At 72.2% G+C, this 15,438-nt stretch carries 14 protein-coding genes and 2 pseudogenes; 8 read left to right on the plus strand and 8 right to left on the minus strand.

What is annotated here, in order from left to right; all coding sequences use genetic code 11:
* Window positions 1-142 precede the first annotated feature (142 nt).
* Window positions 143-982: a universal stress protein gene (locus ORI94_RS14530; RefSeq protein WP_416237825.1), complete on the plus strand. Its 840-nt coding sequence runs from the start codon at window positions 143-145 to the stop codon at window positions 980-982.
* A gap of 80 nt (window positions 983-1,062) precedes the next feature.
* Here ORI94_RS14530 and ORI94_RS14535 read toward each other — a convergent pair whose 3' ends face one another.
* Window positions 1,063-1,491, minus strand: coding sequence for a YjbQ family protein (locus tag ORI94_RS14535; RefSeq protein WP_266075239.1), 429 nt, complete (start codon window positions 1,489-1,491; stop codon window positions 1,063-1,065).
* Between the two features lie 117 nt (window positions 1,492-1,608).
* Here ORI94_RS14535 and ORI94_RS14540 point away from each other — a divergent pair, with 117 nt between their 5' ends.
* On the plus strand, window positions 1,609-2,721 hold the full coding sequence (locus ORI94_RS14540) for an NAD(P)-binding domain-containing protein (protein WP_266075241.1): 1,113 nt from the start codon (window positions 1,609-1,611) through the stop codon (window positions 2,719-2,721).
* Window positions 2,722-2,777: 56 nt separating this feature from the next.
* Here ORI94_RS14540 and mltG read toward each other — a convergent pair whose 3' ends face one another.
* Together mltG and ORI94_RS14550 are read right to left on the minus strand one after the other, a co-directional pair.
* Window positions 2,778-3,635 (minus strand): endolytic transglycosylase MltG, encoded by an 858-nt coding sequence (gene mltG, locus ORI94_RS14545; protein WP_266075243.1) that lies wholly within the window; start codon window positions 3,633-3,635, stop codon window positions 2,778-2,780.
* Window positions 3,636-3,678: 43 nt separating this feature from the next.
* Entirely contained in the window at window positions 3,679-5,481 is a 1,803-nt protein-coding gene (locus ORI94_RS14550) for an ABC transporter ATP-binding protein (protein ID WP_266075245.1), read from the minus strand.
* A gap of 156 nt (window positions 5,482-5,637) precedes the next feature.
* On the opposite strand from ORI94_RS14550, the gene ORI94_RS14555 reads away from it, so the two are divergent.
* The 3 genes from ORI94_RS14555 (at window position 5,638) to ORI94_RS14565 (ending at window position 10,000) form a co-directional block, all read left to right on the plus strand.
* On the plus strand, window positions 5,638-6,105 hold the full coding sequence (locus tag ORI94_RS14555; RefSeq protein ID WP_266075247.1) for a MarR family winged helix-turn-helix transcriptional regulator: 468 nt from the start codon (window positions 5,638-5,640) through the stop codon (window positions 6,103-6,105).
* Between the two features lie 260 nt (window positions 6,106-6,365).
* Window positions 6,366-8,222, plus strand: a complete 1,857-nt coding sequence (locus tag ORI94_RS14560) for an ABC transporter transmembrane domain-containing protein (RefSeq protein WP_266075249.1) — start codon at window positions 6,366-6,368, stop codon at window positions 8,220-8,222.
* On the plus strand, window positions 8,219-10,000 hold the full coding sequence (locus ORI94_RS14565; RefSeq protein WP_266075251.1) for an ABC transporter ATP-binding protein: 1,782 nt from the start codon (window positions 8,219-8,221) through the stop codon (window positions 9,998-10,000). Before ORI94_RS14560 ends, ORI94_RS14565 begins: the two co-directional genes overlap by 4 nt.
* Before the next feature lie 146 nt (window positions 10,001-10,146).
* Here ORI94_RS14565 and map read toward each other — a convergent pair whose 3' ends face one another.
* The gene (gene map, locus ORI94_RS14570) at window positions 10,147-10,965 is read right to left on the minus strand and encodes a type I methionyl aminopeptidase (protein WP_266075551.1); all 819 of its coding nucleotides are present in this window, start codon (window positions 10,963-10,965) and stop codon (window positions 10,147-10,149) included.
* Window positions 10,966-11,055: 90 nt separating this feature from the next.
* Between map and ORI94_RS14575 the strand changes: the two genes are divergently transcribed.
* The gene (locus ORI94_RS14575; RefSeq protein WP_266075253.1) at window positions 11,056-11,322 is read left to right on the plus strand and encodes a helix-turn-helix domain-containing protein; all 267 of its coding nucleotides are present in this window, start codon (window positions 11,056-11,058) and stop codon (window positions 11,320-11,322) included.
* Between the two features lie 60 nt (window positions 11,323-11,382).
* Here the strand turns inward: ORI94_RS14575 and ORI94_RS35525 are convergent.
* From ORI94_RS35525 to ORI94_RS14595, 4 genes and pseudogenes are all read right to left on the minus strand, one after another.
* Window positions 11,383-11,613 (minus strand): annotated as a pseudogene (locus ORI94_RS35525) (DUF6192 family protein); the annotation flags it as partial.
* Between the two features lie 375 nt (window positions 11,614-11,988).
* On the minus strand, window positions 11,989-13,053 hold the full coding sequence (locus ORI94_RS14585) for an ArsO family NAD(P)H-dependent flavin-containing monooxygenase (protein ID WP_266075255.1): 1,065 nt from the start codon (window positions 13,051-13,053) through the stop codon (window positions 11,989-11,991).
* A gap of 214 nt (window positions 13,054-13,267) precedes the next feature.
* The gene (arsB, locus tag ORI94_RS14590) at window positions 13,268-14,374 is read right to left on the minus strand and encodes an ACR3 family arsenite efflux transporter (RefSeq protein ID WP_266075257.1); all 1,107 of its coding nucleotides are present in this window, start codon (window positions 14,372-14,374) and stop codon (window positions 13,268-13,270) included.
* A complete protein-coding gene (locus ORI94_RS14595; protein WP_266075259.1) occupies window positions 14,371-14,679 on the minus strand; it encodes an ArsR/SmtB family transcription factor in 309 nt (102 codons plus the stop codon). Before ORI94_RS14595 ends, arsB begins: the two co-directional genes overlap by 4 nt.
* 92 nt (window positions 14,680-14,771) lie before the next feature.
* Between ORI94_RS14595 and ORI94_RS14600 the strand changes: the two genes are divergently transcribed.
* Window positions 14,772-15,185 (plus strand): arsenate reductase ArsC, encoded by a 414-nt coding sequence (locus tag ORI94_RS14600; protein ID WP_266075261.1) that lies wholly within the window; start codon window positions 14,772-14,774, stop codon window positions 15,183-15,185.
* Window positions 15,182-15,277: pseudogene (locus ORI94_RS14605) on the plus strand (thiol reductase thioredoxin); the annotation flags it as partial. The gene ORI94_RS14600 and the pseudogene ORI94_RS14605, both read left to right, overlap by 4 nt.
* Window positions 15,278-15,438 lie beyond the last annotated feature (161 nt).

Genomic DNA, 15,438 nt, shown 5'->3' on the forward strand with positions numbered 1-15,438 from the left:
CTCTCCCTTCCTGTTTCCCCCTCCTCCCTCTCCCTTCCTGCTCGTTCACTCGCCCTGTGTGCGGGGGCGAGCAGGGGTCCGCACGGGGTGTTCCGTCTCCACCCGCGGGTACTCAGGGCGTACCGGGGACGGACGGGAGGGAATGGTGGACGACGCGGTGATCGTCGGTGTGGACGGGTCGCCGTCCAGCCTCGCCGCGGTGGACGTCGCGGCACATGAGGCGCGCCTGCGCGGCGCGGAGCTGCGGATCGTGCACGCCTTCAGCCACTCCGCCGACCTGGACCCGATGGTCCACGGCGTCCTGGCTCAGGCCGAACGGCGGGCCCATGACCGTGCGCCGGGCCTGGAGGTGACCAGGACCGTGGCGTCCGGGGGCACCCTGACCGTGCTGCGGAGCGAATCGCGCCACGCGGTACTGGCGGTGGTCGGCGGGCGGGGCCACACCCGGCTCGGGGATCTGCTGCTCGGCTCGACGGTCGTCCGGCTGGCCGCCCACGCGGACTGCCCGGTCATGGCGGTCCGGGGCCGGCCCGGTCCGCGGGGACCCGTGCTGCTCGCCGTGGACGGTTCGCCCGCCGGGGCCGCGGCGGGCGAGTTCGCCTTCACCGAGGCGGGGCTGCGGGAAGCCCCGCTGATCGCGCTGCACGTGTGGAACACCTGGAGCGAGCCGACACCGTACGAGGGCCCGGCCGACCCGCTGAACGTGGCGGTCGACCTTGATCAGCTCCGGAAGAAGCACCGGCGCCGGCTGGAGGATACGGTGGCTCCTTGGCGGGCCGCGCGTCCGGAGGTGCCCGTGGAGCTGCGGCTCGAGCGGTCCCGGGTACGGAACGCACTGCTCGGCGCCGCCGAGGAAGCCCAGTTGGTGGTGGCCGGGGCCCGGGGGCACGGCGGGTTCACCGGGATGCTGCTGGGTTCGGTGAGCCAGGCGCTGCTGTACCACGCCGGCTGCCCGGTCGCCGTCGTCCGCGGCGAGCAGTGACCCGTCGGCAGAGTGACAGGGCGACAGGGGCGCCGGACACACCTGCGCGGTGAAGCGCCGGGAGCGGGCCCCGTTCCGGCTCACCGGCCTCCGAGGAAGCTCAGCCTGACCCGGCGGTCCGGGTTGTCGCGGTTCGTGTCGACCAGGCACACGGACTGCCAGGTGCCCAGTTCCAGTTGTCCGCCCAGTACGGGCAGGGTGGCGTGCGGCGGGACGATGGCGGGCAGGACGTGATCGCGGCCGTGGCCGGGGCTGCCGTGGCGGTGCTGCCAGCGGTCGTCGGCCGGCAGCAGGCTGTGCAGGGCCGCGAGGAGGTCGTCGTCGCTGCCGGCGCCGGTCTCGATGACGGCGACGCCGGCGGTGGCGTGCGGGACGAAGACGTTGAGCAGTCCGTCACGGCCGGCCGCCACCTCGCGCAGGAAGGAGTCGCAGTCGCGGGTGATGTCGGCGATCCGCTCCACGGAGCCGGTGGCGACGTTCAGGACCCGGGTGTTGAAGGCATCTGACATACGCCCCATCCTGGCCCATGAGCCGGAGGTCCTCGGGATCCGCGGTCTCCCGGACGGCCGCGGCGGTCCGTGGGAAGACGTGCAACCCTCAGCAGCGTTAGTAGAAATATGAACTGCATGAGCGAGGCTGCGGTGCCCGAGGACCGGGCCGCGCAGGACCGCGCGGCCGAGGTCCGGGTCGTCGTCGTGGGCGCCGGACAGGCAGGGCTGTCCGGCGCCCATCACCTGCGGCGCACCGGGTTCGAGCCGGGGCGCGACTTCGTGGTGCTCGACCACAACCCGGGCCCCGGCGGGGCCTGGCGGTACCGCTGGCCCTCGCTCACGTACGACAAGGTGCACGGGATGCACTCGCTGCCCGGCATGGAACTCACGGACGCCGACCCGGCCCGGCCGTCCTCCGAGGTCGTCACCGAGTACTTCGACCGCTACGAGCGGACGTTCGACCTGCGGGTGAGGCGGCCGGTGAAGGTGCGGGCGGTACGGGAGGGGACCGGCGGGCGGCTGCTCGTGGAGACCTCGGCGGGCACCTGGTCGACGCGGACGCTGATCAACGCCACCGGCACCTGGGACCGACCGTTCTGGCCGCGCTACGAGGGCCAGGAGACGTTCCGGGGGAGGCAGTTGCACACCGCCCGGTACCCGGGCCCCGAGGCGTTCGCCGGCCGGCGGGTCGTCGTGGTGGGAGGAGGCGCCTCGGCCACCCAGCACCTGATGGAGATCGCCCCGTACGCGGCGGAGACCACCTGGGTGACGCGGCGGCCTCCGGTCTACCGCGAGGGCCCTTTCGACGAGGACGCGGGACGGGCGGCCGTGGCACTGGTCGAGGAGCGGGTGCGGCAGGGGCTGCCGCCGCGCAGTGTCGTCTCGGTCACGGGGCTGCCGCTGACCGGCGCGATCCGCCGGAACATCGCCGACGGGGTGCTGGAGCGCCGGCCGATGTTCGACCGGATCACGCGGGAGGGTGTGGAGTGGAAGGACGGGCGGCGGGTGGCGGCCGACGTCATCCTGTGGGCCACCGGCTTCCGTCCGGCCGTCGACCACCTCACCCCGCTGCGGCTGCGGGAACCCGGTGGCGGCATCCGGGTCGAGGGCACCCGGGCGGTCGCCGATCCGCGCGTGCACCTCGTCGGCTACGGGCCCTCGGCCAGCACCGTCGGCGCCAACCGCGCCGGGCGTGCGGCCGTACGGGACATCAGGCGCCTGCTGGCAGAGGAGCGCGTCACGGTCTGAGAGGGCCGGCCGGGGAGCGCGCCGCGGTCCGACGCGGACGACCGGTGCGGCTCGTCTCACTTCTCCGCCGGCTGTTCGTGCCTCTCCCGCTGCTCCTTCTGCCGCGCGGTGAACTCGGCAACGTCGCTCTGGTGTTCCTTGTGGTCGGCGGTGAAGCGGGTGTCGCCCGGCTTGACCGTGACGAAGTACAGCCAGTCACCCGGCGTCGGATTGATCGCCGCGCGCATCGCCTCCTCGCCGGGGTTGTCGATCGGGGTCGGCGGCAGCCCCATGCGGGTATAGGAGTTGTAGGGGCTGTCGGCCCCGATGTCGGTCTCCTTGACGCCGGGCGTCGAACGGCCCAGGGCGTAGTCGACCGTCGAGTCCATCTGCAACGGCATCCCGCGCTCCAGGCGGTTGAAGATCACCCGGGCCACCTTGCCCATGTCGGCCTTGGTGGACGCCTCGGCCTGGACGATGCTCGCGATGGTGACGGCCTGGTAGACGTTCATCGCGTTGCGCTGTGCCCCGGCGGCGACGGGGGCTCCGTTGAACTTCTTGTTGGCCGCCTCGACCATCAGCGCCAGCAACTGCTCCGGTGTCGCCTTCTCCTTCAGCGGATACGTCCCCGGGAAGAGGTAGCCCTCCGGATTCCCCTCGGCGTCGGCCGGCAGCTCGAGGCCGGCCTTCGCGAGGGACTTCCTCGTGCTTCCCGCGGGCAGTTCGAGGGCCTTGTCGACGGCCGCGTACACCTGGCTCGCCCGTCGGCCCTCCGGGATCACCAGGGTCGTGGGGCGGGAGTCGCCGTCGTCGCCCAGGACGAGCAGGGGCACCGCCACGGCGGTACCGGCCACGACGGCCCCGGTCGCGATGAGGGCGAGCCGCCCCCGGCGCGTCAGTCGGATCGTGCTTCGTGACGGAGTGTTCGTCTGCATGCGGGCACGGTAACCCGCATATCGCCACAAACCTGGCATATTTTCATCTTGTCGACTCCAGTTGGGCGTCCCTGCGGACGAGGGCCGCGTACCGTCCGTCCCGCTCCAGGAGTTCCTCGTGCGTGCCGCGTTCGACCGCGCGTCCCGCGTCGAGCACCACGATCTGGTCGGCACCGCGGACGGTGGAGAGCCGGTGGGCGATGGTGAGCGTGGTCCGGTCGGCCGACAGCGCGTCGATGGCCTGCTGGACGGCGGCCTCGGTACGGGTGTCGAGCGCGCTGGTGGCCTCGTCGAGGACGAGCACGGGCGGGTCCCGCAGAATGGTCCGGGCGATCGCCAGGCGCTGCTTCTCACCGCCGGAGAAGCGGTGGCCTCGCTCCCCCACGACGGTGTCGTACCCGTCGGGCAGGGCGGCGATGTGGTCGTGGATCTGCGCCGCCCGGGCCGCCGCGTGGAGTTCCTCGTCCGTGGCGTCGGGCTTCGCGAACCGCAGGTTGTCGGCGACGGAGGCGTGGAAGAGGTACGTCTCCTGGGAGACGACGCCGACCGCGCGCGCCAGGGTGTCGAAGTCGAGGTCGCGCACGTCGACACCGTCGAGCGTGACCCTGCCCCCGGTGACGTCGTACAGCCGTGGCACGAGGTGGCCCAGCGTGGACTTGCCGGCGCCGGTCGAGCCGACCACCGCGAGGCTGGTGCCGGCGGGGACAGTGATGTCGATTCCGTCGAGGACGGGGCCGCCCTTGCCGTCGTAGCCGAAGGTGACGTTCTCGAACCGGACCTCGCCGCCGACCCGGTCGAGGTGGACCGGATCCGCGCGCTCGGTGATCTCCACGGGAAGGTCGAGATACTCGAAGATGCGCTGGAACAGCGCGAGCGAGGCCTGGATCTGGACCCCGGTCGACAGCAGGCTCACGGCCGGCCGGAACAGGCCCTGCTGGAGCGAGACGAAGGCGACGATCGTCCCGATGGAGACCCCGGGCCCTCCCGTACTCAGGGCGATGCCCGCGGTCCAGTAGATGACGGCGGGCATGGCGGCCATGACGATCGTGATGACGGCCATGCGCCAGCGGCCGGCCATGTTCGAGCGGACCTCCAGGTCCACCAGGCGGTCGGACTCCTCGGCGAAGGCACTGGTCAGCGAGTCGGACCGGCCCATGGTGCGGCCCAGCAGGATGCCGCTGACCGACAGCGACTCGGTGATCGTGGCGGCCATCGAGGCCATCTGCTTCTGACGCCGGGTGGTGATCTTCTTGCGTTCGTTGCCGACACGACGGCTGATCCACACGAAGGCCGGCAGCAGGACCAGTGAGACGACGGTCAGCCGCCATTCGAGGACGAGCATCGCGACGACGGTGGCGACGACGCTGGTGAGGTTGGAGACCAGGGAGGTCGCCGTGGAGGTCACGGTGGCCTGCATGCCTCCGATGTCGTTGGCGATGCGGGACTGGACCTCGCCGGTGCGGGTGCGGGTGAAGAAGGCGAGCGACATGTGCTGGAGCCGGTCGTAGACGGCGGTGCGCAGATCGTGCATCACGCGCTGGCCCACGGTCGTGGAGATCAGCGTCTGGAGCACGCCGAAGACACTGGTGAGGACGGCGCCGAGGATCATGCCGAGGGCCAGCAGGCTGAGGAGTCCGGTGCGTCCCTCGGGGATCGCGACGTCGAGGATCGCCTTGAGCAGGAACGGGGTGGCGACCGAGACGAGCGACGCCGCTCCGACGAGCAGACCGACGATCGCGAGGCGGCCCCGGTAGGGACGGAACAGCCGCAGGATGCGGCGTACCTGCCGGGGCTGCTCCTCGGCGCCCGCGGGTGCGCTCCAGGCGGGTTCATGGTCGGGGTGCATGGTCTCCTTCGAGGGCTCGGGAGCGGGAAGCCGGAGGCGTGAGCCCGGCGGGTCCGGGGGCCGGACAGGGATCGGTCCCGGGAGTCCCGGGACGGCGGAGCCTAGCTCATTGTTACCTACACTCACAATGAACGGCATGCTGATATTGTTCCGCACATGACCACCCCCGACCCCGACGGCCTGCTGGCCGAGCAGCTGCTTCGGCTGACCCTCCGGGTGCACCGCATCCAGAAGCGCCATCTGGTGCGGCGCGAGCTGGGCATCACCCCGGCCCAGTCCCGGCTGCTGCGCAGCCTCGCCCACTACGCCTCGCCGCCCCGCATGGCCGACCTGGCCGAACGGCTGGAGGTCGTGCCGCGCGCCGTGACCACACTGGTCGACGGGCTGGAGACCGGCGGCAAGGTGCGACGGGTGCCCGATCCGGCCAATCGGCGGGTGATCCGGATCGAGCTCACCGACGACGGACACGCGGCCCTGCGGGAGATCCACGCCGCGCGCAGGGCCGCCGCGGAGGAGATCCTGGCTCCGCTGGCGGACGAGCAGCGCGAGGTTCTCGGCGCGCTGCTGGACACACTGGTCGACGGCACGTCCGCCGCCCCGCAGCACCGCGACGCGTCCTGCTGAGCCGCCGCGCGGGGATCTGTTCCGAAGCCTCGTGACGCCGTCGGCCGGTGTGCCGCGTCGAGGTCGCCCGGCGGCCCCTGCCGCGCCGGTCCGGTCCGGTGTGCCACGAGGTTCCCGTCCGGCGGATCGCGCCGGTCCTGTGCGACGGCGTGAAAAATCGTTTGCCTTACGGCACGAGACGGCGTCAACCTGTCACGGTTTGCTGTCGCCGCCGTCCGAGGACGGCGCGCGGCCCCGCCTCCGCGAGCCCCTGGGACGTCATGCAGATCCAAGACCTTCCGTATCCCGACCCGGGCGTGCCCGACGCCCGCTCGGGCCCTCGATTCCTGCGGTGGCTCTTTCGGAATCAGCTGCCGGGCCAGCTCAAGTCCCTGGCCTGGGGACTGCTCCACTTCGCCTCCGTCGCCTCGCTCCCGTTCTGTGTGGGCATCGGCGTCCAGGCCGCCGTCGACCGTTCCGGCACCCGGCTCGCCCTGGCCGGCGGACTCATGGCCCTGGCCTGCGCGGGCAACGCGATCGGCGACACCTTCCTGCACCGGGCCGCGGTCACCAACTGGATCACCGCGGCCGCCCGCGTCCAGCAGTTGCTGGCCCGCAGGGCCGCGACCCTGGGTTCCGCACTGACCCGGCGCGTCGCGGCCGGCGAGGTCGTGGCCGTCTCCACCGGTGACGTCGAGAAGATCGGCTGGTTCGTCGAGGCCCTGTCCCGGTTCACCGCGGCCCTGGTCACCATCGTGCTGGTCTGCGTCGGCCTGGTTCTCTACCAGCCCGCGCTCGGTGTGGTCGTCGTCGTGGGCCTGCCCCTGCTGGCGCTCGCGGTCCTGCCGCTGCTGCCCCGCGCCACCCGGCGGGCCGACGTCCAGCGGGAGAAGGCCGGCCGGGCCACGGAACTCGCCTCGGACACCGTCGCCGGACTGCGTGTGCTGCGCGGCATCGGAGGCGAGGAGCTGTTCCTGGACCGCTACCGCCGCGCGTCCCAGGAAGTCCGCCACGCCGCCGTGCGCAGTGCCCGGATGTGGTCCCTGATCGCCGCGATCCAGGTGCTGCTGCCGGGACTTCTGCTGATCACCGTGGTCTGCTACGGAGTTCACCTGGCCCGTCAGGGGCGGATCACCGTGGGTGAACTGGTCACCGTCTACAGCTCGGTGATGCTGCTCGCGTACCCTCTGCGCCACTTCGAGGAGATCGCGATGGCCTACTCCTTCTCCCGGCCGTCGGCCAAGCGGGCTGCACGGGTGCTGTCACTGGAACGGGCCACGGACACCGCCGGTACGCGCGGCCCCGAGCGGCCTTCCGGCGACCTGTACGATCCGGCGACCGGTCTGCTCGCCCCGGCGGGCCGGCTCACCGCGGTGGTGTGCGGGGATCCGGACGCGGCGGGACACCTCGCCGAGCGGCTCGGCGGGCACGCGGCGCACACCACGCACGCCGAGCGGGACGGCTCGGTGCTGCTCGGCGGCGTGCCGCTCGACGAGCTGCCGCTGGACTCCGCGCGCGGCTGCGTCCTCGTCCAGGACAAGGATCCGGTGCTGCTGTCCGGCACGCTGCGCGAACTGCTCGACGTGCCCGCGTCCGGGGCCGTCCCGGCACGCGAGGCGCTGGACGCCGCGCAGTGCGGGGACGTACTGGCGGCACTGGTGCAGGGTTCGCTCGACGTCGCGGACCCGATGGACGCACAGCTCACCGAGCGCGGACGGTCCCTCTCCGGCGGCCAGCGGCAGCGGCTGTCACTGGCCCGGTCGCTGGTCACCGACCCGGAGGTCCTCGTTCTGGACGAGCCGACCTCCGCCGTCGACTCGCACACCGAGGCCCGGATCGCCGAGGGTCTGCGAGGGCTGCGGTCGGGCCGCACGACCGTGGTCCTCACCTCGTCGCCCCTGCTGCTGGACCGGGCGGACCAGGTGGTCTTCCTGCACGACGGGACGGTCGTGGCCGTCGGCGGCCACCGCGAACTGGTGCGTACCGAGCCCCGGTACCGGGCCGTGGTGACCCGCGAGACGGAGACGGAGACCGGGGCGAGGACCGAGGCGCGGCCCCGGGTGGAGAACGGGGCACGGGCCGGGACGGACGACCTGGCCGGTCTGGACCAGCTCGTGGAGATCGAGGAGACAGCATGATCGGCGTGGCGCCACCGTCCTACGACCCGGCGGCCCCGACCACGGCAGGCACCCTGCCCGTGGGCGCGCCCGCCACCGTCCGCACCTATGTGGGCGAGCTCCTCCGCAGGCATCGCAGGGCCTTCGTGCTCCTGATCACGGTGAACACCGTCGCGGTGATCTCCTCGATGGTGGGCCCGTATCTGCTGGGCGGCCTGGTGGAGCGCGTCTCTGACCGCGCACGGGAGCTCCACCTGGGTCCCACCGCCGCACTGTTCGTGCTGGCGCTGGTCGTCCAGGCGGTGTTCGTGCGGCAGGTGCGGCTGCGCGGAGCGATGCTCGGCGAGCGGATGCTGGCCGATCTGCGCGAGGACTTCCTGGTGCGGTCGGTCGGGCTGCCGCCCGGTGTGCTGGAGCGGGCCGGGACGGGTGACCTGCTGTCCCGGATCACGACCGACATCGACCGGCTCGGCAACGCGATGCGTGAGGCGGTGCCCCAGCTGGCCATCGGTGTGGTGTGGGCGGTGCTGCTGCTGGGCGGCCTGGTCGTCACGGCCCCCGAACTGGCGCCGGCCGTGCTGGTCGCCGTTCCGCTGCTGGTGGCCGGCTGCCGCTGGTACTTCCGGCGGGCACCGGCCGCGTACCGTTCCGAGGCCGCCGGATACGCCGCCGTGGCCGCGGCCCTCGCCGAGACCGTGGACGCGGGGCGGACCATCGAGGCGCACCGCCTCAGCGAGCGCCGGGTGGCGCTGTCGGACCAGCGGGTCAGGGAGTGGACGGCCTGGGAGCGCTACACGCTGTGGCTGCGGTCGGTGCTCTTCCCCGTCGTCAACATCACCCATGTGACCGTGCTCGGCTCGGTGCTGATGATCGGTGGCGTCTTCGTCCTTCAGGGCTGGACAGACGTCGGCCAGCTGACGACCGGAGCGCTGCTGGCACAGATGCTCGTCGACCCGGTGGGGCTGATCCTGCGCTGGTACGACGAGTTGCAGGTGGCCCAGGTGTCGCTGGCCCGGCTGGTCGGGGTACGGGACATCGAGCCCGACGCCGGTGACACCGCTCTGGCCCCCGACGGGCGCCATGTGCGGGCCGAGCGGGTGCACTTCGGCTACCACGAGGGCGTCGACGTGCTGCGCAAGGTGTCGCTCGAGGTCGCGCCCGGCACCAGACTGGCGCTGGTCGGCCCCTCCGGCGCGGGCAAGTCCACCCTGGGACGGCTGCTCGCCGGGATCTACGCCCCCCGGGACGGCACGGTGACCCTGGGCAGCGCCGAGCTGTCCCGGATGACCGCCGAAGACGTCCGCACCCATGTGGCCCTGGTCAACCAGGAGCACCACGTCTTCGTGGGTTCCCTGCGCGACAACCTGCGGCTCGCCCGGGCGGGTGCCGAGGACGCCGAGTTGTGGGCCGCGCTCGGCGCGGTCGGCGCGGACGGCTGGGCGCGTGCGCTCGACGAGGGCCTCGACAGCGAGGTCGGCTCGGGCGGGCTGGCGCTCACCCCGGCCCAGGCACAGCAGATCGCGCTGGCCCGTCTGGTCCTGGCCGACCCGCACACGCTGGTGCTGGACGAGGCGACCTCGCTGCTCGACCCCCGCGCGGCCCGGCACCTGGAACGCTCACTGGCCCGTGTCCTCGACGGCCGCACCGTCGTCGCCATCGCCCACCGCCTGCACACCGCACACGACGCCGACGTCATCGCCGTCGTCGAGGACGGCCGCATCAGCGAGCTGGGCAGCCACGACGAACTGGTCGCGGCGGACGGCGCGTACGCGGCACTGTGGCGCTCCTGGCACGGGTGAGTGCCTGCCCGTCGTCCCATGAACGGGCCCCTCACCGACGGGGGCTGTGGGACCCCGCAGCCGGGGGATTCCCCGCTCGTGCCCGGCCGGTGGCAGCGGTCGCCGTGTCGTCGGCCACCCGGGCTTCGTCCTCGACGAAGCCCGGGTCAGCGTCCGGTCGCCGATGATTTCCGCTGGCCCTCCAGCCCTTCATTGCTCTGAGGGCGCCGGGTGAGCACGAGCGGGCCGGTCTCGGTGATGGCAACCGTGTGCTCGGAATGAGCGGTGCGCGAGCCGTCGGCCGAGCGGATCGTCCAGCCGTCCGGGTCAAAAACGATCTTGTTGGTGCCGGCGGCGAACCAGGGCTCGATCGCGATCGTCAGGCCGGGACGCAGCTTCCAACCACGGCCGGGACGACCGTCGTTGGGGATGTGCAGGTCCTCGTGCATCGTGCGGCCGATACCGTGACCGCCGAACTCCAGGTTGACCGGGTAGCCGTACTCGGCGGCGACCGCGCCGATGGCCGCCGAGATGTCCCCGAGCCTGTTGCCCGGCCGGGCGACCTCGATCCCGGCTTCCAGGGCGACCTCGGTGGCCTCGATCAGCCTCAGGTCCTCCTCGGCCGGGGTGCCGACGATCACGGAGTGGGCCGAGTCCGCGGCCCAGCCGTCGATGACCACCGCCATGTCCATGGTCAGCAGATCCCCGTCGCGCAGCTTGTAGCTGTGCGGCAGCCCGTGCAGCACGGCGTCGTTGACCGAGAGGCACACCACGTTGCGGAACGGGCCCTTGCCGAACGAGGGCTCGTAGTCCCAGTAGCAGGACTCCGCGCCGCGCTCCTTGATCCGGCGGCGGGCGTGATGCTCCAGGTCCAGCAGGTCGACCCCCACCGCGGCGAGGTCGGCGAGTTCAGCCAGCACCTGGCCGACGAACTGTCCGGTGACGTGCATACGCTCGATGTCTTTGGGAGATTTGTGCTCGATCACTGCGGTCCTCGATTCCCCGGGGCACTGGCAGGTATATTTATACCAGGTGGAGTGGTTGCCGCCGGTCACCTGCGGCTCTAGCATGTGCGCATGGTTCGCTATCCGCTCGCCCCCGAACAGATCGAGGCGGGCCGACGCCTCGGGGCCGCGTTGCGCTCCGCCCGGGCCGGACGCAGCCCCGTCGAAGTGGCCTCGGCGGCGGAGATCTCGCCGGAGACCCTCCGCAAGATCGAGACCGGTCGGCTGCCGACGCCCGCGTTCGGCACCATCGTCCGGCTCAGCGAGGTACTCGGCATACCACTGTCCGAACTCGCCGCCGTCTGGCGCACCGATCCCGCCCTGAGCAAGGCCTCCTAGCAGCGGCCCTTCGCGGTGCGGCGCCGGCGTCGACGGGCCGCCCCCGTCCTCGAGGAGCTGGGCGAGGTGCTCGTCCAGGGTGAACGGGCCGGCGTCGATCGCGGCCTCCAGCCGGTCCGCAGCGCCATGGCCCTTCGCGATCCCCTGGCGGATCGTCTCGCGCCCGTCGTCGGTGGACTCCCGGTGGCCCCCGTGCGAGGACCCAGGTGCCGCGCCGCTCCGACAGCGGCAGGCCTGCTTCCCGGAGCTCCCCCGGACGGCGGTCGGCCGCGGACCGGCAGACGCCGACATCCGCGATGTCGCCCGCACGGGCCGGCCGGCGCCGCCGGTATCGTCCGCGGTGACCTGCCCCTGCGCCGCAGGCCACCGCCATCACCGACCGATGGGGTGCCGACGGCCACGACCGCCTGTCCGGGACTCTCGCCGCCCTCGCGACGACCGCCTCCGCGCCCGCCCCGTTCACCGGTACCGCCCTGGCCGTCCCCCTCGGCGGCTGCCCCCACCTGTCCACCGCCCTCGCTCCGGCCTCGGCCGGAGCAGCGCTCACCGCCCGGCACGCCACACCGACCGGCCGGACGGGCCGGCGGCCCTGCCGGAAGGCGGGGCCCGGTCCGTCGCCGCAGAAGCGCGGGAGACGATCGGCGAGTCGGGCCGGCGCCGGGTGGGTCATCCTCGGGCGCCGAGAAGCCCGGCGATCTCTCGGGCCGCGTCGCGAGCCGGCCGTCCGACGCCGATGAGCGTGGCGGAGGCGGGGCCCGTCCAGTCGCCGTAACCGAGAAGGTGCAGCCGGGGTTCCTCCACGGAGCGGGTGCCCCGGGTGGCGATGTGGCCGCGCGGGCCGCGCAGGCCCAGGGGTGACAGGTGCGAGAGGGCCGGCCGGAAGCCGGTGCACCAGATCACCACGTCGGCGGGCGTCCTCGTACCGTCGGCCCGGACGACACCGTCGCGGTCGAGGCGTACGAACAGGGGCGAGGCCTTGAGCAGTCCGGCGTCCCGGGCCTCGCGCACCGGCGGTACGGCGACGATGTCCCCCAGTGAGGCGACGCCTCCGGTGTCGGTGCGGCCTTCGTCGAGGGCGCGGCGGCGGGCGGTGGCCGCGTCGAACAGGGCGCGGCCGTCGATGTCGTCGGAGAGGAAGCGGGGTGGACGCCGGGTCACCCAGGTCAGTTCGGTGTCGTGGGCGAGGTCGGCTGCGATCTGCGCGCCGGAGTTGCCGCCCCCGACGACGATCACGCGTTGGCCCGCGAAGTCCTGCGGTCGGCGGTAGGAGACGGTGTGCAGTTGCCGGCCCGCGAAGTCCCCACGGCCCGGGACGGCGGGGAGGAAGGGGCGCCACCAGGTACCGGTCGCGCTGATCACCGAGCGTGCGTGCCAGGTGCCGGAGTCGGTCTCCACGCGCAGCAGCCGCCCGTCGTCGTGCACGCCGAGCACCTGGACCGGCCGCTGCACGGGAAGCTCGTACCGCTTCTCGTAGTCGCTCAAGTACGCCACCACGTGTCCGGCGTCGGGGTACTCCTCGCCCGGCTGCGTCGGCATGAGGCGGCCGGGGAGGGAGGAGAAGGCGGCCGGGGAGAACAGGTGCAGCGAGTCCCAGGTGTGCTGCCAGGCCCCGCCGGGGGTGGCCCGGGCATCGAGGACGACGAAGTCCAGGCCCTGGCGGCGCAGGTGGTAGCCGGCGGCGAGCCCTGCCTGGCCGCCGCCGATCACCACCACGTCGGTGTGCCCGGTCATGCCGCCTGCGCCGCCGCCCCGGGCGTGGTGCACCGTACGGTGCGGGCCACGGCCTCGCCGTGCCGTCCGGAACGGGAGCCCTGGCGCACGACTTCCCCGCGCACGACACGGTTCGCGACGGGCGTGTGCTCGTGGCGGACGACGGCTGCGCGGTCGCGGCGGGCACCGGGGGCCGTGGCGGTCGCCCCCTGTGCACGGCAGCCCGGGCGGTGCATCAGTACTCCCTTCCCTCAGTGGTCAGAGCGGACGGGGCGAACTTCCTGCGCCAGGCCAGGGACACGTAGACGAGACCGATCAGGACCGGGACCTCGATGAGCGGGCCGACGACTCCCGACAGGGCCTGGCCGCTGGTCACGCCGAAGGTGGCGATGGCGACCGCGATGGCGAGCTCGAAGTTGTTGCCCGCCGCGGTGAAGGCGAGCGTGGCGGTGCGGTCGTAGGCCAGGCCGATCGCCTTGCCCAGCAGGAAGGTTCCGGCCCACATCACGGCGAAGTACACCAGCAGCGGCAGCGCGATGCGCACGACGTCCAGCGGCTGGGAGGTGATGGTCCTGCCCTGCAGGGCGAAGAGGACGACGATCGTGAAGAGCAGGCCGTACAGCGCCCACGGGCCGATCCTCGGCAGGAAGTTGGACTCGTACTTCTCGCGGCCGAGCTTCTTCTCTCCGAGGCGGCGGGTGAGGAAGCCGGCCAGCAGCGGGACGCCGAGGAAGATGACGACGTTCAGGGCGATCTTCCACATCGAGATGTCCAGATGCTCGCCGTCGCCCAGGCCCAGCCAGCCGGGCAGCAGGTCGAGGTAGAACCAGCCCAGCAGGCCGAACGCCAACACCTGGAAGACCGAGTTCAGCGCGACGAGTACGGCCGCCGCCTCACGGTCGCCGCAGGCGAGGTCGTTCCAGATGATGACCATGGCGATGCAGCGGGCGAGGCCGACGATGATCAGGCCGGTGCGGTACTCGGGAAGATCCGGCAAAAAGATCCAGGCCAGGGCGAACATCACCGCCGGGCCGGCGATCCAGTTGATCACCAGCGACGAGGCCATGAGCCTGCGGTCGCCCGTGACGGCGTCGAGCCTGTCGTAGCGGACCTTGGCCAGGACCGGGTACATCATGATCAGCAGGCCGATGGCGATCGGCAGGGAGATGCCGCCGATCTCGACCTTGGCGAGGGTGTCGTTCAGGCCCGGGACGGCCCTGCCCAGGCCGAGCCCGACGGCCATGGCGATGAGGATCCAGACGGCGAGGAAGCGGTCGAGTGTCGACAGCTTCGCGACGACCGACGAGTCCTCGGTGGTCGCGGGTGCTTCGGTGCGGGTCACGGGCAGGCCCTCTTGTTGTCGGCGGCATTGCGGGCGGACTCGGCCAGGTCGGCGAACTGACCGGCGAGCGAGGCGATGACGTCCGGCCGGACCTTGTAGTACGTGTAGCGGCCGCACGGCTCCGTCTCGACGACACCGGCCTCGCGCAGCACTCTCAGGTGGTTGGAGAGGTTGGTCTGCCGCGCGCCGGTCTCCTCCACCAGGTGGGTGGTGCAGAGCGTCTCCCGGGCGAGCAGGGTCACGATTCGAAGCCTGAGCGGGTCGGCCAGAACCCGGATCAGGTCAGTGTCGACTGACGTCATCATGGACTGATAATCTCACATCAGTGGTGGCTGACACCACCGGGTGCTGAAGTCATTCGCACCTGATGCCGTCGTGAGACAAGAGAGACCTCCTGATGTCCGACAAACCCTCCGTGCTGTTCGTCTGTGTCCACAACGCCGGCCGCTCGCAGATGGCCGCCGCATGGCTGACCCACCTGGCCGGGGACCGCGTCGAGGTCCGTTCCGCCGGCTCCAACCCGGGTGCCGGCGTCAACCCGGCCGCCGTCGAGGCCATGCGCGAGGTCGGCATCGACATCTCCGCCGAGGTGCCGAAGATGCTCACCGTGGACGCGGTCCGGGAGTCCGACGTCTGCATCACCATGGGCTGCGGCGACACCTGCCCCGTCTTCCCCGGCAAGCGGTACCTGGACTGGCAGCTGGAGGACCCGGCCGGCCGGGGCGTCGAGGCCGTCCGTCCGATCCGCGACGAGATCAAGGTGCTGGTCGAGGGCCTGATCAAGGAGATCGCGCCGGAGCCACAGGCATGAACGTCTACAAGGGCGGAGAAGTCGTCCGGACGATCGTCGGCGCCAAGCCGAAGGCCGCGCTGGAACGCGAGCTGGCCGACCACCTCGGCTGAGCGGCGACGTCAAAGGGCCGGCCTCGCCGAGGACCGGCCCTTGCGCCGCGGATCGGCACCCGAAGGGATCCGGAGCTGCGGCATCGCGGCCACACCCGGTCGGGAGTTCCGCGTCGCCCGGCTGCCGGCCACCGGATCCGGCATGATCTTCAGGTAACGGC

The sequence above is a fragment of the Streptomyces sp. NEAU-W12 genome (genome assembly GCF_026242095.1).
GTDB lineage: Bacteria > Actinomycetota > Actinomycetes > Streptomycetales > Streptomycetaceae > Streptomyces.